A 16,841-nucleotide genomic window follows, 5' to 3' on the forward strand; every position below is an offset into this window, starting at 1 on the left:
TAGCGAAAGCACTTAGTAATGAGGAATATTTTCAACCAACAGTTATCTTTTAAAAAGATTGAATGCTCAATGATAATTACTTTGAAAGGTTGCTAATCTTAGTAAGAAGTGGTAACTTCCCTAATAAAGAAACTACTTAAAGTTGTTATAGGTGAGCTAGTGACAAAAGCAGCTGAAGGAGGAAGCGATCTTGCGAGAATGGTTTGTGATCGAGCAATTGAACAATTAGCAGTTGGAATTGCTCTTGTTTTTCTTCTAATACGGTTTCTGTCGCATACATGTGAGTGTTTTAACTAGTCCTTATATGAAAATACGTTAACAGAAATATTACAGAATAAAAAAGGTAAAACGTATAAGGTACAAGAGCCGATCCTTTCATCTGTTAGTGGCGCTGCCTTAATGACGTTAGTAAATTGTGGCATTTCGACCGATAAGGAAATGATTGCTCATTTACAAACGGTAATATAAATGAATGACACATAAGGATGAATTTAAAATGGAGGGTGTACATGACGTTACAGCAATTAAAATATGTGATTGAAGTAGCAAGAAGTCGGTCGATTAATAAAGCAGCTCAAACGTTATTTATTAGTCAGCCTAGTCTTTCAAACGCACTTAGTGAGCTTGAGGCTGAGGTTGGGATTACGATCTTTTTTCGGTCGAATAAAGGGATTACGATTACCCCAGAAGGGTCTGAGTTTCTCGGTTATGCTAGACAGGTTGTCGAGCAGAGTGAGCTGTTAGAGAAACGTTATATGAAAACACGATCAATTCAGCAGCATTTCTCTGTGTCCACTCAGCATTACGCCTTTGCAGTCAGTGCCTTTGTTCGTTTGTTAAAGGAATATGATCGTGACGAATTTGATTTTACTTTACGAGAAACGAAGACTTATGAAATTATTGATGATGTGAAAAACTTACGAAGTGAAATTGGTGTTCTATATGTAAATGAATTTAATCATAAGGTCATTAAGAAATTTTTGAGAGAAGGCAATTTACAGTTCCACGAGCTGTTTACAGCAGATCCTCATGTTTTTATTAGTTCAACGAATCCTCTTGCGAAACAGGAGTATGTGACATTAGCAGACATAAAACCCTATCCGTATCTTTCTTATGAGCAAGGAGATTATAATTCGTTTTATTTTTCAGAAGAGATTCTTAGCACTCTTTCTAGACCGAAGAATATCCGCGTTACGGATCGAGCGACGTTATTTAACTTATTAATTGGATTAGATGGTTATACGATTGCAACAGGTGTTATTAGCCATAAATTAAATAGCAAGGATATCATTTCTGTTCCTTTGAAGGTAGATGAACGGATTAATGTTGGTTACATCACCCATAGACATGTGACACACAGTACGCTAGCTAACATTTATATTCAATATTTAAAAGAATCGATTCAAGAAGAACTGAATCGGTTATAGGGAAAAGCTATAACGAGAGATAGGTTTTACGTGTTACCGTATAACAATTTTCCCATGCTACACTTACCGTAAGTTAGAGACAGAAAGCTTACAAAAGAGAGAGGGAGATTTGTTATGACACAAACAAAAGTGAACATTCCATTTAGGGCAGATCACGTAGGAAGTTTACTACGACCAGAAAGAATTCATAAGGCTAGAAAGGATTTCCAAGAAGGAGCTCTTACATCACAACAATTACATGCGATTGAAACAGAAGAAATTAAGAAGGTCGTTGATAAACAAATTGAGGCTGGCCTTGAAGCTGTGACAGATGGAGAGTTTCGCCGTAGGTTTTGGCATACAGATTTTCTTGAGCATTTAAATGGGGTGGAAGGCTATGTTCCTGAACGCGGTTATCAGTTCAAAGGGGAGGAAACGGAGAGATACAACGTACGTGTAAACGGAAAGATAGCGTTTAACGTCGATCATCCGCATATTAAAGAATTTATCCAATTTAAAGAAATCGTCGGAGGCCGTGCTGTTGCCAAACAAACGATTCCAAGTCCAAATCAATTATTTAATGCCGGGATCCGTAACCTAGACATTTATCCTGATATTGAAGAATATGCTAAAGATATTATTCAGACGTATCGAGATGCGTTAAGAGCATTTTATAATGCTGGCTGTCGTTATATTCAATTAGATGATGTTTATATAGCTGGACTTAATTCTGAGGGGATTCCTTTTAATGATAGTGGCTTTTCAAGGGAGGAATTGATTGATTTGGCTTTACGAGTGGCCAACGGGGTGTTAGAAGACAAACCAGAGGATTTAATTGTCACGACTCATCTTTGTCGTGGAAACTATCGTTCGAAATGGGCTTTTGAGGGAAGCTATGCCAAGATTGCCCCAACATTATTTGCTAAGGAAAAGGTAGATGCATTTTTTCTAGAATATGATGATGACCGTTCAGGAAACTTTGAACCGTTGGACTATATCCCTAATGGAGGACCATATGTTGTATTAGGCTTGTTCACATCAAAGCATGGGAATTTAGAGGATAAGGAAACGATAAAAGCCCGTGTTAAAGAGGCCACACAATATGTACCCCTAGAACAATTGTGTATTAGTCCACAGTGTGGCTTTGCTTCTACGCATCATGGAAATATTTTAACGGAAGATGAGCAATGGGCAAAGTTGAAATATATCATTGAGACCTCAAAGGAAATTTTGGGATGAATTTGGATTGATCATATTTTTACAGAGTAAGAGTTGTCGAAAGATAACTCTTACTCTATATGTCCTTAAAGTCTTATCTCTGTTGTAGATACCTTCTCTTTTCTAATAAACGCTGAACGCCATATAACAAATACGCTTTGTGGTGTATATACAGAAAAAATTGGAAATGGTTTAAGCGGTGGAGGCGAATAATTTTCATTTTTTTAAGAAAAGGGATGAAGAGGAATGAAAAGAGAGCATTGACAACAGCATTTAGTAATGCAAACTTTTTAAAGTTTCCATATGAATATTTGAGGATCCATATGGAAAGAGGGATATATGGACCGATATCAAATGGCAGTTCATCTCTCATAAATGATTTTGGCTTATCATAAAACTTCCACCAGTTACGATTATGTCCATAAACATGGTACAAACCTTCAACAAATCCTATTATAAAACTCGCTAAAGAGAATCGTTTCAAATCACGTTTGTTTATGAACAGTAATGATAACCATGGTATAGCTATTATGATGACATTAAACCATATGTGCCGTTTGGATGCCATAAGTGAAATTCACCTCAATCTGTATTATTCAATATTTAAAGTGCCCCAACAGAGTATAATCATCCACATTTAAATGATTGATCTACTGGTAAAACAGACCAAATCATATCTCCTAGTTGGTTAAGAGTCCACTGAAAAAGTAAAATCGACTTTTTCAGTGAACTCGGTTTATGTCCTTTTTGGAAGGGGCGGGAGTTTTTTTGAAGGAAAAGAATATATTTGATCAGATTATGAGCACAAGAGTAGCATCAAAGCTTTGGGGGTTGGAACAAGACTCTATTAAGCGGTTAGCTAGAATTGGGGCTATTATCGTTCGTAAACTCGATACCAAAGTCTTCTTAATATGCTTTAAAAAAATCAGCCTATTCCAAAAAAGAGATGGAAATAAAAAGTCAGATAAATTAGTGTTAACAATAATGAAGCGGAGATGCAGATAAATGTGATCTACATCTTCCATTTCGTTTTACGATGTTATTGTTCAACATCAACCTCTATAAATCCCACCAAGTAGAAATAGGAACGTCTAACATTTCAAGATCAACGGTTTCGCCAATTTTCGGTGCGATGAGATGCACGTCTTGCTCTTCTGCGGCAAGAAGGGCGCGTTCGACTGGTTCTGACCAGCCGTGATACGCCAAAGTAAAAGCACCCCAATGCATGAGCATCATCGTTTCCCCGTTAACATCGATATGAGCCTGCACCGATTCCTCTGGGAACATATGAGAGTAGGACCAGCGCTCATCATATTGCCCACCTTCGATTAAGGTGAGATCAAACGGACCATACGCTTCGCCAATTTGTCCAAAGTGTGGACCGTAGCTAGAGTCACCACTCGTGAATAGTCTCGTTTGCTCACCTAGAATGACCCAGCCAGACCATAACGTTTGATTTCGATCCCAAAGCCCTCTTCCAGAATAATGCTGAGCGGGAACTGAGGCAATCGTTAATCCATCCCACTCTACCTCGTCCCACCAATTCAAGGCGGTTATGTTTTCACTTTGAACGCCCCATTCTAACAGATGAGCGTCAACTCCAAGAGGAACAAAGAAGTGCTCCACCTTATCAATTAGCTCAACAATCGATGGGTAATCCAAATGATCATAATGATCATGCGTAATGAACACTGCATCGATTGGAGGCAATTCATCAATGACATGTAATAAGTCATCACTGAACCTTGTGCTTCCTACAAATGAAACCGGAGAAGCCACATCACCGAACATCGGATCAATTAATATTTTTTTACCATTAATACTTAGTAAAAAATTCGAGTGCCCAAACCAGGTGAGACTGTCCTCTTCGCTTCTGATCTTCTCCCAATCAAATGATGAAACAGGAAGACCATCAAGCGGATGACGATCCTCATCCCGACTCACCCAATCACGTAGAAGCGAAAACATCGTCGCGACATCCATCCCCATATCGATTTCATGCTCATTTACAAACTGACCATCCACATAGTTCTCAAGCTGACTATAGCTTCTCGCTGTTCTTTCGTTGGGCTCCCACCAAATGTCGGATGAAAATTCAAAAATAAAACACCCACAACGACACCGACTACTCCTAACCCAAGCAAACTGATGATGATTTTTTTCATATTTAACCTCCAAGCAACGAATCATTCTATTATTATAGTATATTTTGATGAACTGAGTATGAACGGAGGGGGGATGAAATGCCCATAGCAATGTCCTAGTTAGAAAATAGTTCACAGTTATTTAGTATTTCATCAGTACTAAGTAAGGTCGCCTCTTTTATCCCAACTTGATTGGCTTTCATAAACGACTGGACTGCTTGATACCCTACCGCATAACCTGCAAATGGTGATAAGCCAACAGGCTGATAACCTTGTTCTGTTGCAATGGTATCGCCAAACATATAACTGCTAACCTCAGCAAAACCTTTAATATTTAATGAACCTTTTATGACTTCGATCGAGTATTCTAAGTCTTCTTGATTGAAAGAAGTAACCCATGGTCCTAAAAGAGCTTCTCCATAAAGTTCTCTCGCAAAAGATTCAGCTAGCCCTTCTATAATTAAGTAATCACCAACCGTTACATTTCCATGATCCCAATCAAAATAAGAAAAACGAATATTGTGATGAAACTCATGGGCAATAACAGCGGGAAGTCTTGGAATGTTATAGGAATTTGGATATAGAACTACATGAATAAATCCTGGAATTCCACCGAATCCACAGTAGCCTTTTTGTAATTTAAGTGTATTCGGATCTGCTATATACAGCCCAAACCTTAATTCCTCAGCACGTATCTTTACGTTATTTTTTTTAATGAAATGAATACAATCGTTCAACGTATGTTCTGCTGTTTGAAGAGCTTGAATTTCTTTTAAATTCTTTAATGCTTCTCTGCCCATTTCAGTATCTGACATATTAAGATAACCAAGCATATTTGTGGCCATTATGACATCGTAGCCGTTAGGCTGCTTTGCTTTTAATGGAACATTAATCGTGTTCCACATTTGCTCAAAAGGCTTCATTATTGAGTACCGATAATAATATTCTCTGTCTCTTTTCTTATCGATTGAAAACAACTCCTCGTATTGTTCAATTGTGTCTTCTATTATCAATTTCATGGCGACCACCTTTGTATGAATGTTTGTAAAGACTGTTTATTTTACTGTAAAGTATGACATAACGTAAAAGTCAATAGTGGGGAGAGCGTATTTTATTGGTTGGATTTTTTAAAAATTTAAGTGAGGGTGTTATGAGGTTCCTTATTCCGCTAAATTGGGAAAAAGCTTGCTGATCAGAACGAAATGGATCCCCCATTCCGCTAATCAGGCAGAATGTATGAAAACAGTTGGGCAAAACAACAAATAGAGGAATGAGGAACCGGTTGGATGGTCAAATCAACTCTTTTTAGGAAATAGAGGAACGAGGATACCTTCAGATTGTTAGGGAGGTCATTTCAGTAAAATCAACATGTCCAAGTGATCGAGGAGGATGACGGTCATAATCAATAAATATTAATCATAGAATGGGAATTAGACTATTCGTCGTGTTTGCATTGATTTCTATAAGTATAACAGCATGTAATCATTCAGAAGTTACTGAGAAATATCATCTGTTTTCGCAAAGTAAAATGGGTAAAAAAGCGATGAGCTAGCTGGTGAGGCCCGCAATTTATAGGATAATCATTGACAATGATAGCGCTGTCATTTACAATGATGAGCATAGTAACAACTTTCTAAAAATTCGGTTAATTAAAATAGGAAGCAGTCGATCTAATTATGGAAAATAAAAAAGTAACCATTTATGATTTAGCAGAGGAGGTGGGGGTATCTACTGCCACGATTTCACGTGTTATTGCTGGCAATTATCCAGTTAGTCAAAAAACGCGTGAAAAGGTGCAAAAGGTCATTGATAAATACGATTATCGTCCAAATGCCATTGCGAGAACCTTGAGTAACAAAAAATCAAGATTAATAGGCTTTATCACTCCTGCTATTACAAACCCGTTTTTTTCACAAGTATTTGTTGAGGTGGACAAATACGCGCTTGAGAAAGGTTACTCGGTTCTGCTAGGAAATTCTATGCATAGCAATGAACTAGAATCAAGCTATATTCGAATATTACTTGAGCAACAAGCTGAGGGCATTATTTTATTAGGTGGGCTGATTAACGATACAGTACCAGATCCAAATAGTGTTCAAGAGCTAATCGAAGTACAGAAGGGAACAAAGCTGGTCACAATCAATGGCAAGATTGAAGGGATGAATAACAGTTCGGTTAGAACAGATGAAGCTAAAGGTATTGAGTTAATTATTAAACACTTAGTGAGTTTAGGTCATAAAAAAATTGGGTTAATAGGTGGAGTCAAGGGGATAACGACAACAGATATTAAGGTCAATACATTTAAAAAGGAACTTAAGAAGTACAATTTAGACTATAAGGATTCCTGGCAAATTTATAGTTCGTATGACATTGCAAGTGGTGAAGAGGGTTTTGAGGAATTAATTCGCACGAATAGAGAGTTACCAACTGCTTTACTAGGTATTAATGATTTGGTTGGGGTAGGCATGATCAAAGCCTCAAAGCGCCATCCTGATAAGAGTTTTGCTTTTGTTGGATTTGATGATACAAGCTTGGCGCAAACATCCTCACCAGAACTAACGAGTATTCGCCATCCTTATGAAAAACTGGGTAAAATGGCAATCGAGATGATTGATGGTGGAGGACCTAGTAGAGATATCATTCTACCCCCACGTCTAGTGGTGAAGGAGTCGACATTGAGAAACATGGCTGGCAAAGTAGAATTGTAGTCGTTCAGTAGTAACCGGTTACTATAAAGAATTCATTTTTACGTAACGAATGTAACCATCTGCTTTCTAAAAATTTAGGTGATTTTCATGGGTTACCCGGTTTCTAGAAGTAGAACTGTATCACTATGTATTGTGCTAAGGAGTCGGTGTTGGGAAACATGGCTGGCAAAGTAGAATTGTAGTCGTTCAATAGTAACCGGTTACTATAAAGAATTCATTTTTACGTAACGCATGTAACCACCTGCTTTCTGAAAATAAAGGTGATTTTCATGAGTTGACGGTTTCTAGAAGTAGAACTCTATCAATACGTCTTGTGGGTAAGGGATTCATTTTGAAATACATGGATGATTAGGCGAAATAACCTTAAGCAGCAGAGCTTAGAGGCTAATTCAGCAAAAAAGTAAGCGGTTACTACGCATAGAAAGGTGATTTTTATGACAAAAAAGTACAACGTGAACCTTGATTGGAAGTTTTTACTAGGTGAAGAGAAAAATGCTTGGTATAAAGGGTTTGATGATCGGCATTGGCGAGATGTGCAGCTTCCACATGATTGGTCAGTTGAAGCTCCTTTTTCAAAAGAGCATTCAAGTGGTACTGGTTATTTACCAGGTGGCATTGGCTGGTATCGTAAGTCGTTTCATCTACAAGAAGAAATAAAAGGAAAAAAGGTCAACTTAACGATTGAGGGTGCGTATCAAAATGCGAAGGTTTGGGTTAACAGCTATTATCTAGGATATAGACCATATGGATACAGCTCGTTTAGTTATGATATTTCTGATTTTGTTCATTCTGGTGATAATGTACTTTCGATTCGATTGGATCGCCCTTCAACGAGCGATTCTCGCTGGTTTACTGGTTCTGGTATTTATCGCAACGTATACGTGTCGGTTCAAGAACATACACGTATAGTACCAGAAAGCACGTTCTATTACACTAAATCATCTGATGAAAACAATGCAGTAGTTGCTGTGGAGACAACTATTGAAAACGATACAGTGTACAAGAAAAAGCTTAAAATTGAAAGTGTTCTATATGATGATCATGACCACATTCAAGGGGAGTTATCACAGTTGGTTACTCTACAGGCTAATGATGCCCAGCAGCTATCATTTGAGCTAAATATTGATTCCCCCCAATTATGGTCACCAGAAACGCCGCATCTATATCAATTGGTTACACGTGTTAGTGAAGCAGATGAACTTGTCGATGAACTGGTGACTACAGTGGGAATACGAAGCATTAGCTTTGATTATGAAACCGGTTTCTTTTTGAATGGGAAATCTACGTTACTAAAGGGTGTATGTGTGCACCATGATGCAGGAACACTAGGTGCTGCTGTACCTAAAGAAGTGTGGAAACGGCGTCTCGAAAAATTTAAAGATTTGGGTGCTAATGCAATTAGAATGAGTCATAATCCGCCTGCGCCAGATTTGTTGGATCTATGCGATGAAATGGGTTTCTTAGTCATCGATGAAATTTTCGATGAATGGGAAGGCCCAAAGAATAAATGGTCGACAGGTCATAATGTTTATCCGCCTAAGCATGATGGTTATTTTGAACATTTCCCTGAATGGGGCGAACGAGATCTGAAGGATTGGGTGCAAAGAGATCGTAATCATCCTTCTATCATTGCTTGGAGTATTGGTAATGAAATTGATTATCCAAATGATCCGTATTGTCATCCATCGTTTAAAGAAATGACTGGTAATAATGATAAAGATAAGCCAGTTCAAGAGCGGCAATACGACCCGAATAAGCCAAATGCAGAGCGACTTGTTTCGATTTCTAAAAAACTAGTTAACTATGTAAAAGAAATCGATACGACGAGACCCGTAACGGCTGCATTGGCTTATCCTGAGCTATCAAACTTAACAGGACTGTCAGACACATTAGATATCGTTGGTTATAACTACAAAGAACATTTATATGAGCAGGATCACAACAAGTATACTGGCCAAGTGATTTATGGCAGTGAGAACAGTCATAGTGTTGACAACTGGTTGGAGGTGGTTAATCGCCCTTATATTTCAGGTCAGTTTCTATGGACTGGAATTGATTTTCTAGGAGAAGCACAAGGTTGGCCGATAAGAGGATCGATGGCTGGCTTACTAGATTTAGCAGGCCGTGAAAAGCCGGGTTTTTATTTGCGGAAAAGCTTATGGTCAAAGGAGCTATTTGGCAAGATGACTGTCGAACAGATGGATAGCCACAAGGAACTTTTTATGTGGGATTATGATGAAGGTGATCAAGTCTTAATTAGAGGTTATACAAATGGTGAAAAAGCGGAGTGCTTCGTCAACGGAAAATCGTTAGGCGTTAAAGAAGTAACGAACATTGGTGAAGTGCCGGTGTGGCAAACAACCTTTCAAAAAGGCGAGATAAAGCTAGTCGTCGTCAATGATGATCATGAGTCTTTTGAGGATGTGCTTTACACACCAAGTCACGATCACTATCTACTAAAGGCGATAAGCGATAAAGACACATTAGTAGGAAATGGCGAGGATGTTGCTCATATCGAAGTGTATCTGACCGACCAGGAAGGGAAAATGGTGATCAATGATCAAGAAAGAATCGAAGTGAGTACTGAGGGAGCCATTGACATATTAGGGATTGAAAATGGAGACCTGTCTGATTTAACCCCATATTCAGCATCTCAGCGAAATTTTCATCAAGGTTATGTACTCATCTATGTACGTAGTAAAACTGAGGGGGGTGAGGCGGCGATTCATATTCGCAACACAGGTGCAAAGGATACTAAAGTGCCGTTTACGATTGTTTGAATGAGAAAAGGGGAGGCGTTATTAATGTTAAGAAAAATGGGTGGATTCTTGCTTCTAATGGTTATTTTTGTTCTAGTGGCGTGTGGAAATAATGCAACAGAAGATGTTAGTAGTGATAAAACAGAGATTCGATTTGCATATTGGGGCGGAGATTTTGACCAAACACGTATGGAAACTATTAAGGCTGCCTTTGAGGAACAAAATGATAGCATTGAAGTAGAATTAGTTAATGTTCCGGGAGATGAATATGGTCAACACCTGTTAACGCGCTTTGCTTCTGGTGATGTATATGATATTGTCCAGCTTGCTGAAAATTCCTATTATTTTGCTACTCGCGGCGTGTTAGAAGATTTAACGCCATGGGCTGAGGAAGATGATGACTTTGATTTAGATGATTTTTATGAAGTGGGTATTGAGGCCTATAGCCATAATGACCGCTTATATGGACTGCCGCTTAGATTAGGCACAGTCATGATGTTTTACAACAAGGATTTGCTCGATCAGCATGGCTTAGATTATCCTGATGAACATTCAACTTGGGAAGAAATTATTGAGATGGCTGAAGTGATTACCAATCCTTCTGAAGGTGTGTTTGGTATGAATCCATTAGGTGGCTGGTGGGCAAGTACAAGTCAATTTACGCGCTCACACGGTGTGAGAATGCTAAGTGAAGATTTTACCGAATTTCAATTAGATTCACCTGAAGGAATAGATGTAATCGAAAAAATGCGCTATTTAGTTAATGATTTAAATATTGCACCAAATGATTCACAAATTCCAGAGGGTATTGATCTTTGGACAAGTGGACGACAAGGGTTTTTAATTGATGGGCCTTGGCATATTCTGTCTAGTCGAGCGAATATTGAGGATTTTGAATGGGATATGACTAGTGCACCGACTATGCCAGGTGTTACTGATACTGCACCAACGTTCTCGAATGCGTTTCATATTGCCAATGCATCAGATAATAAGGATGCTGCATGGGAGGTTATTAAGTTTTGGACGGGAGTCGAAGGTCAAGAGATTCTAGCTAGCGAGCATGCTGAGACACCTTCGCGACGTTCGGTAGCAGAATCAGATGCTTACTTAGAAATTGGTGATATGGGTCCGGAAAACTTCGCATCAACGCTTGAAGCGGTGGAAGGTGCGTTTCCTCCTGAAGCATCATTAATGTGGAGCGAAATTAATGAAGAGGTACAAAATAGATTATCAAGAATTATTAATTTAGAGGAACCAGTAGATGTAGAAATGAAAGCGCTTAGAAAAGATATTGAACCGCTTCTTGAAGAGCAGGAACGATTATTAGAGAGCTTTGAATAAAGAGTAAAAAAGGCTAAATATAGAGGGTACTCCCCTCTATATTTAGTTAAATTGCATAAGAAAGGGATTTTACTATGAATAATGAAAAGAAGAAATTCTGGTTATATATTTCCCCTTTTATTATTGGCTTTAGCCTTTTTACAATTGGACCTATGATCGCGTCCATTTATCTAAGCTTTACCCGCTACGATGTACTAACGCCTGCTGAATGGATTGGTATAACCAATTATATAAGCTTGTTTCAAAATGAACGATTTTGGTCCTATTTGGGGAACACACTATATTATGTGTTTATAGGAGTTCCAATCACTGTAACGGCGTCGTTAATTGTGGCGCTCGTGCTCTATCGAAACATCCCCGCGATCTCATTTTTTAGAACAACCTTTTACTTGCCATCCATCTTTGGTGGCGTCGCAATCTTAATTTTGTGGAACTACATGCTCGCACCAGGGTTTCAAGGAGAGAATGTTGGGGTCATTAATGCGGTTTTAGCAACAATTGGTATTGAGGGGCCTGGTTGGCTAAGTGATCAACATTGGGCAAAGCCTGCGATTATTTTGACCCAGCTTTGGGGTGTAGGCGGGAGTATGCTGATTTTGCTACCTGCACTTGCTAGTGTACCACAGGATCAGCTTGAGGCGGCAGACATTGATGGGGCATCACCAATTAGAAAGTTCTTCTCTGTGGTTGTTCCTCAAATAAGCCCTGCCCTATTCTTTTTGTTAACAATGGGGATGATTGGTACGTTTCAAATGTTTAATGAACCGATGATTTTACCCGGAGCGGATCGACTATGGACCGATACCTTAATGGTCCATTTGTACAGTAATGCATTTGAAAGCTATCGTATGGGTTATGCTTCTGCCTTAGCGTGGGTCATGTTTGTGGTGATCATGTCCTTTACACTCATACAATTGGCCTTAGGAAAAAAGTGGGTGCATTATGAATAACAAACAAATAAAAAGATTGAGAGAGGTTTGGGCATTGCCTCCAAAAGAAAAGTTACTACTCGTTATAAAGTATGCCTTTTTGATCGGGTTAACCATTGCGTTCTTAATTCCAATCGTATGGACAATATCGGGTTCATTGAAGCCCTCAGGTAGAATTTTCACTGTTCCTATTGAGTGGATCCCATCGACCTTTCATTGGGAAAACTACACGAATCTAATAGATCGGTTTCCATTCTTTAAATATGCTTTAAATAGTTTCATATTAGTTGGCTTTAATATGGTGTTTACGATCATCTCGTCATTAATAGTGGCATACGGATTTGCTCGATTTAGACATCCGTGGAATCAGAAGGTGTTTATTTTCGTATTAGCGACGATGATGATTCCGCCACAAGTAACTTTAATTCCGCAATTCCTCATTTTTTCAAGCTTGGGCTGGGTGAATACTTACTTGCCTTTAATTGTGCCTAATTTATTCGGAAGTGCATTTAACATCTTTCTCATGCGTCAGTTTATTATGGGGATACCACGCAGTTTAGATGAGTCTGCTTATATGGATGGGGCAAGCTCATTTAAAATCTTAACGAAAATAATTGTACCTTTATGTATGCCTGTCATCATCACAATTGGTGTCTTCACCTTTAATAGTAACTGGAATGACTTTATGGGTCCGTTAATCTATTTAAGTACACAAGAGAAGTATCCTTTACAGCTTGCATTATATACATTAGACGCTGGTCGTCAAGGTCTTACCGACTTTGGTATGTTATTTGCAGCTTCAATCGTTGCACTAATTCCTCCGTTGCTTTTATTTGTTTTACTGCAAAAACATATAATGGCGGGTATTAAACTCGGTGGTTCAGTAAAAGGATAAATGGTTAGGAGGACGTGTTCTATGTTTTTGGAAAATCAACCAATCCTTCAAAAGCTATATTTGTTAGCTATTTGGATATCACGGTTAGCAACGGTAAACTTACTTTGGCTTGCCTTTACTTTACTAGGATTAGGTATATTTGGCATTGGTCCTTCCACAGCGGCAATGAGTGCTGTCATTAGTCGCTGGATAGATGGCGATAGTAGCTTCTCGGTCGTACGTCTTTTTATGAATGTGTATCGCAAGCATTTTATTAAGACGAATCTGATCTTTCTGTTGTCAGCGATCGTAGGTGCTGTTTTGTTGTTTAATTATTCCTTTATTCAAGCAAATAGTCTGCCTATGTTCTATAGTGTAATAACAGTGGCAATGGGAATGATTTATTTGCTAATCTGTATCATTATTATACCGCTATATATCAACAATCATGTTAGTATTATGCAGCTATTTAAAACAAGTACCTTGTTTGTTATAGGGTACCCAGTGAATTCCTTGATTATTGTTGTTGCCACAGGTGGATTAGTCATTATCCAGCTATTCATGCCAGGATTATTATTCTTTTTTTCAGGAAGTGCGATTACCTTTGTTGTTGTATTAAGAATCAAAAAAGCAATAGATAAAACAAGGGCAATACAAGATGAGATGAGAGAAAGTGTGAATGTTTAGATACTCAAAAAATAGCTAGAAAGTTGAAGAGGTTTCGAGCAGAATATAAACATATTTCTGAACCTAAAGGTAGGAAATAGATACAGCAGGCTTTAGAGAAAAAGGCAGTTCCTTTGAAGTAGAAACTGCCTTTTTGTGCGTGCGAGTATTTGACATAGAACTGGGTAAACGGGAGGCATCTGGGTTTATAACATTTTCATTAGGGGAAGTTTAATTTAATACTTTTTGCACATCTTCGCTAAAAGTATGGGTATAGAATAAGGAGGATTTTGTCAGAGATAAATATACGTTATTGATCAATAATTTTAGATGATTGGGGTTATCCTATCTTTGTACTAAATTGGAGTGATTTAGAATTGAATTTAAATTTCATTAGGAGGATAACAACAATGGGAATTTTAAGTGGTAATCCGCAAGAAGAACCAATGCATTACGGTGAGGTATTTTGCACATGGGGATTTTTACATGCTGCTAAATTAGCATTAATTTCTCATCAAACATTATTGAATCATACAGGTGATGAAGATTTACGGAAGTTTTTAACAAGTGTAATGGACAATGCGAAGCAAGAAATTGAGCAATTAGAAAAGCTATTAAAGGAGAATGAAATTGCGCTACCTCCTAGTCCACCAGAACGTCCAAATGCGGATTTAGAATCAATCCCGGTAGGAGCGAGATTTAATGATCCTGAAATTGCTGCGATGTTAAGTGCCGATATTGGAGCGGGGCTTATTGCTTGTAGTAAAAATATGGCACAGGGAATTAGAGAAGATATCATCATGATGTTCGACCAGTTTCATACACAAAAAGCAACACTTGGTGGAAAGCTATTACGCATGACAAAAGAAAAAGGCTGGTTAGTACCGCCACCGTTACATTTAAGTAAAGCTGAATAGATATAAAAGCAAAAAGGCTTAAGGATAGTTCCTTAATGCCTTTTTGGTTTCATTCGCATCTTCTTTTGGAGAATGTATCACTAAAAACGATCTAAAATAAGTGTTATCATAAATGGAGATTATGTAAAGAAAGGGGAAAAATATTGAAAAAAAGTTGTTTGTTATCTATTATACTTTTGATTATGCTCGTAGGATGTCAGAGTTCACCGACGGAGCAACCAGCAGATGAAGTTGCCGAAGATCAAAAAGAGCAGGCTTCGGATCAGGAAGATGGTGAAACAGAAGAATCAGTACGAGACGAACACAATAGTGAGATGGTGATTACTGTTGAGGAGATTCAACGGATTATCGAAAATGGAGACACGTCATTTGAAACGCAAAATCCATTGGTCGGGATTGGAGATACATATGAGGCCTTTGTAGATTTTTTTGGTGAGCCGGATGAAGGTGCTGGTATCTACTTTTTGTTTTTAAATAGTTATATGCCTTTGCTTGTGAATGAGGTAAATGATGTGCTGCATGTTGTAGGAGTTCACTTAAATTTTGAGAAAACGGATTATCCGGCAAGAACGCTTGAAGAGACAATGGAAGAGATCGCTGCATTTATTCCAACAGATGCCGAGGAGATCGATTTTTATGAACTTCCAAATGGACATGGCGTTGAATATTATTATGAAAGTAACTATATAGCCGATGTTTTTCGTGATCATATGCACATCTTTGAATTGGAGGAACAGGTGGCTTTTCTGTGCAAGCCACCTATGCTTCTGGTTCGCAAAAAGAGCTGTTTAGAGAAGTGGTTGTGACTGTAGGATATAAGGAAAATCCTGAGAGAGAAGAGGCTGGGTAATATAAGGTTGCGTGGATGATTACGAGCACTGAAAAAGTTGATCGCCAATTTTTTCAGTGCTTCTTTGTTTAGAAGTTTATCATGTGATTTTTTGTAATTGCTCGTATAATAGATTTATATTGGTTCGCTTGGTCGGAAGCTGGAGTATAAGTGAATGGTCAAAACGGTTCGCTCGATTCATTTCCAAAATGAGCTCACAATATGCAGTGTATCTAGGCATTTGCGTAAGAAAGGATTAAATTAAAATAAGACTATTACAACTAAGAGGAGATAGCGTATGTTTGATGTTGCTTTGTTTCAGATAGTGATTATGATCACTTTATTAATCGCTGCGTTTTTTGGGCTAGGTGTGTACTTACTCGTGTTCATGGGGATTGTTATGTTTTCGTTAGTAAATATTTATACGATTCAATTATTAGTTATTCAATTTACGACGATCATTACTGTAGGTTCAATAGGGCTTATCGTAGCTACCGTTGTTAGCTTGATTAGAAAATCGAAAAGCATCGCTTATTGGTTCCGTGTTTTTATTACGAATCATGAATATCGAAAGCAGCTTTTGATTCAGACGTGGTGTTATGGATTCAAGGTACTTCTGTATTCGTTTTATATGATTTTCATAGGTGTTACGAGTATTGTGATTTATAATGATTATGGTAATGGAGGCATTTCATATATAGCTGGCTTGGTTGTGATCTTCAGTTTCATCTATTACGTTATTTTTTTGTTTCGATTGAACAATGACTATGGTGGAATGGGTTGTTTCCTCATTATGATGATTTTAGCCGGGTGTCTATTGTGCATTCATTTTATTTCTGAATATGTAATAGAGAAGATTATGAATATGCGTTTTTCCGTTATTATGATTAGCTCTGCATATCAAGAAATCGATGTCGCTCAACATCTCATACGAATTATTGCTTTTAGTAAAAATATGGCACAGTGAATGAAGATATCATCATGATGTTCGGACAGTTTCATACATAAAAAGTAACCCTTGGTGGAACGAATGACGAAAGAAAAAGGCTG

Annotated in this window: 12 protein-coding genes and 1 pseudogene; 11 read left to right on the forward strand and 2 right to left on the reverse strand. The window is 38.0% G+C overall.

Annotated elements, in window-relative coordinates; genetic code table 11:
- Positions 1-509: 509 nt before the first annotated feature.
- Both JCM9152_RS03200 and JCM9152_RS03205 read left to right on the forward strand, forming a co-directional pair.
- Positions 510-1,427 (forward strand): LysR family transcriptional regulator, encoded by a 918-nt coding sequence (locus JCM9152_RS03200; RefSeq protein WP_035340845.1) that lies wholly within the window; start codon positions 510-512, stop codon positions 1,425-1,427.
- Between the two features lie 114 nt (positions 1,428-1,541).
- Entirely contained in the window at positions 1,542-2,645 is a 1,104-nt protein-coding gene (locus JCM9152_RS03205; RefSeq protein ID WP_035340847.1) for a 5-methyltetrahydropteroyltriglutamate--homocysteine S-methyltransferase, read from the forward strand.
- A 1,038-nt stretch (positions 2,646-3,683) separates the two neighbouring features.
- On the opposite strand, the pseudogene JCM9152_RS03220 reads toward JCM9152_RS03205, so the two are convergent.
- Together JCM9152_RS03220 and JCM9152_RS03225 are read right to left on the reverse strand one after the other, a co-directional pair.
- Positions 3,684-4,789, reverse strand: a pseudogene (locus tag JCM9152_RS03220) (MBL fold metallo-hydrolase).
- A gap of 95 nt (positions 4,790-4,884) precedes the next feature.
- Positions 4,885-5,787: a DUF2268 domain-containing putative Zn-dependent protease gene (locus JCM9152_RS03225; RefSeq protein WP_035340855.1), complete on the reverse strand. Its 903-nt coding sequence runs from the start codon at positions 5,785-5,787 to the stop codon at positions 4,885-4,887.
- A gap of 657 nt (positions 5,788-6,444) precedes the next feature.
- On the opposite strand from JCM9152_RS03225, the gene JCM9152_RS03230 reads away from it, so the two are divergent.
- From JCM9152_RS03230 to JCM9152_RS03270, 9 genes are all read left to right on the forward strand, one after another.
- Positions 6,445-7,476, forward strand: coding sequence for a LacI family DNA-binding transcriptional regulator (locus tag JCM9152_RS03230; protein ID WP_035340858.1), 1,032 nt, complete (start codon positions 6,445-6,447; stop codon positions 7,474-7,476).
- A gap of 434 nt (positions 7,477-7,910) precedes the next feature.
- Positions 7,911-10,256: a glycoside hydrolase family 2 TIM barrel-domain containing protein gene (locus JCM9152_RS03235; RefSeq protein ID WP_035340861.1), complete on the forward strand. Its 2,346-nt coding sequence runs from the start codon at positions 7,911-7,913 to the stop codon at positions 10,254-10,256.
- Positions 10,257-10,280: 24 nt separating this feature from the next.
- Positions 10,281-11,576 carry an ABC transporter substrate-binding protein gene (locus JCM9152_RS03240; protein WP_035340863.1) on the forward strand — a complete coding sequence of 432 codons (1,296 nt, stop codon included), beginning with the start codon at positions 10,281-10,283 and terminating at the stop codon, positions 11,574-11,576.
- A gap of 74 nt (positions 11,577-11,650) precedes the next feature.
- The gene (locus JCM9152_RS03245; protein ID WP_035340867.1) at positions 11,651-12,526 is read left to right on the forward strand and encodes a carbohydrate ABC transporter permease; all 876 of its coding nucleotides are present in this window, start codon (positions 11,651-11,653) and stop codon (positions 12,524-12,526) included.
- On the forward strand, positions 12,519-13,400 hold the full coding sequence (locus JCM9152_RS03250; protein WP_052015511.1) for a carbohydrate ABC transporter permease: 882 nt from the start codon (positions 12,519-12,521) through the stop codon (positions 13,398-13,400). The genes JCM9152_RS03245 and JCM9152_RS03250 overlap by 8 nt, the downstream gene beginning before the upstream one ends.
- A 21-nt stretch (positions 13,401-13,421) precedes the next feature.
- Complete coding sequence (locus tag JCM9152_RS03255; protein ID WP_035340870.1) at positions 13,422-14,066, forward strand: YesL family protein; 645 nt, start codon at positions 13,422-13,424, stop codon at positions 14,064-14,066.
- Between the two features lie 389 nt (positions 14,067-14,455).
- Positions 14,456-14,962, forward strand: coding sequence for a DUF3231 family protein (locus JCM9152_RS03260; protein ID WP_035340873.1), 507 nt, complete (start codon positions 14,456-14,458; stop codon positions 14,960-14,962).
- A 143-nt stretch (positions 14,963-15,105) separates the two neighbouring features.
- Positions 15,106-15,768 carry a hypothetical protein gene (locus JCM9152_RS03265; RefSeq protein WP_035340876.1) on the forward strand — a complete coding sequence of 221 codons (663 nt, stop codon included), beginning with the start codon at positions 15,106-15,108 and terminating at the stop codon, positions 15,766-15,768.
- Positions 15,769-16,089: 321 nt separating this feature from the next.
- Positions 16,090-16,758, forward strand: coding sequence for a hypothetical protein (locus JCM9152_RS03270; protein WP_035340878.1), 669 nt, complete (start codon positions 16,090-16,092; stop codon positions 16,756-16,758).
- The last annotated feature ends 83 nt before the right edge of the window (positions 16,759-16,841 follow it).

Origin of the sequence: Halalkalibacter hemicellulosilyticusJCM 9152, from assembly GCF_000513115.1 — a bacterium.
Lineage (GTDB): Bacteria > Bacillota > Bacilli > Bacillales > Bacillaceae_D > Halalkalibacter > Halalkalibacter hemicellulosilyticus.

Coding starts and splice junctions, on each gene's coding strand:
- JCM9152_RS03200 (WP_035340845.1), top strand. CDS start 510: ATGACGTTACAGCAATTAAAATATGTGATTGAAGTAGCAAGAAGTCGG.
- JCM9152_RS03240 (WP_035340863.1), top strand. CDS start 10,281: ATGTTAAGAAAAATGGGTGGATTCTTGCTTCTAATGGTTATTTTTGTT.
- JCM9152_RS03245 (WP_035340867.1), top strand. CDS start 11,651: ATGAATAATGAAAAGAAGAAATTCTGGTTATATATTTCCCCTTTTATT.
- JCM9152_RS03260 (WP_035340873.1), top strand. CDS start 14,456: ATGGGAATTTTAAGTGGTAATCCGCAAGAAGAACCAATGCATTACGGT.
- JCM9152_RS03270 (WP_035340878.1), top strand. CDS start 16,090: ATGTTTGATGTTGCTTTGTTTCAGATAGTGATTATGATCACTTTATTA.
- JCM9152_RS03205 (WP_035340847.1), top strand. CDS start 1,542: ATGACACAAACAAAAGTGAACATTCCATTTAGGGCAGATCACGTAGGA.
- JCM9152_RS03230 (WP_035340858.1), top strand. CDS start 6,445: ATGGAAAATAAAAAAGTAACCATTTATGATTTAGCAGAGGAGGTGGGG.
- JCM9152_RS03225 (WP_035340855.1), bottom strand. CDS start 5,787: ATGAAATTGATAATAGAAGACACAATTGAACAATACGAGGAGTTGTTT.
- JCM9152_RS03255 (WP_035340870.1), top strand. CDS start 13,422: ATGTTTTTGGAAAATCAACCAATCCTTCAAAAGCTATATTTGTTAGCT.
- JCM9152_RS03250 (WP_052015511.1), top strand. CDS start 12,519: ATGAATAACAAACAAATAAAAAGATTGAGAGAGGTTTGGGCATTGCCT.
- JCM9152_RS03235 (WP_035340861.1), top strand. CDS start 7,911: ATGACAAAAAAGTACAACGTGAACCTTGATTGGAAGTTTTTACTAGGT.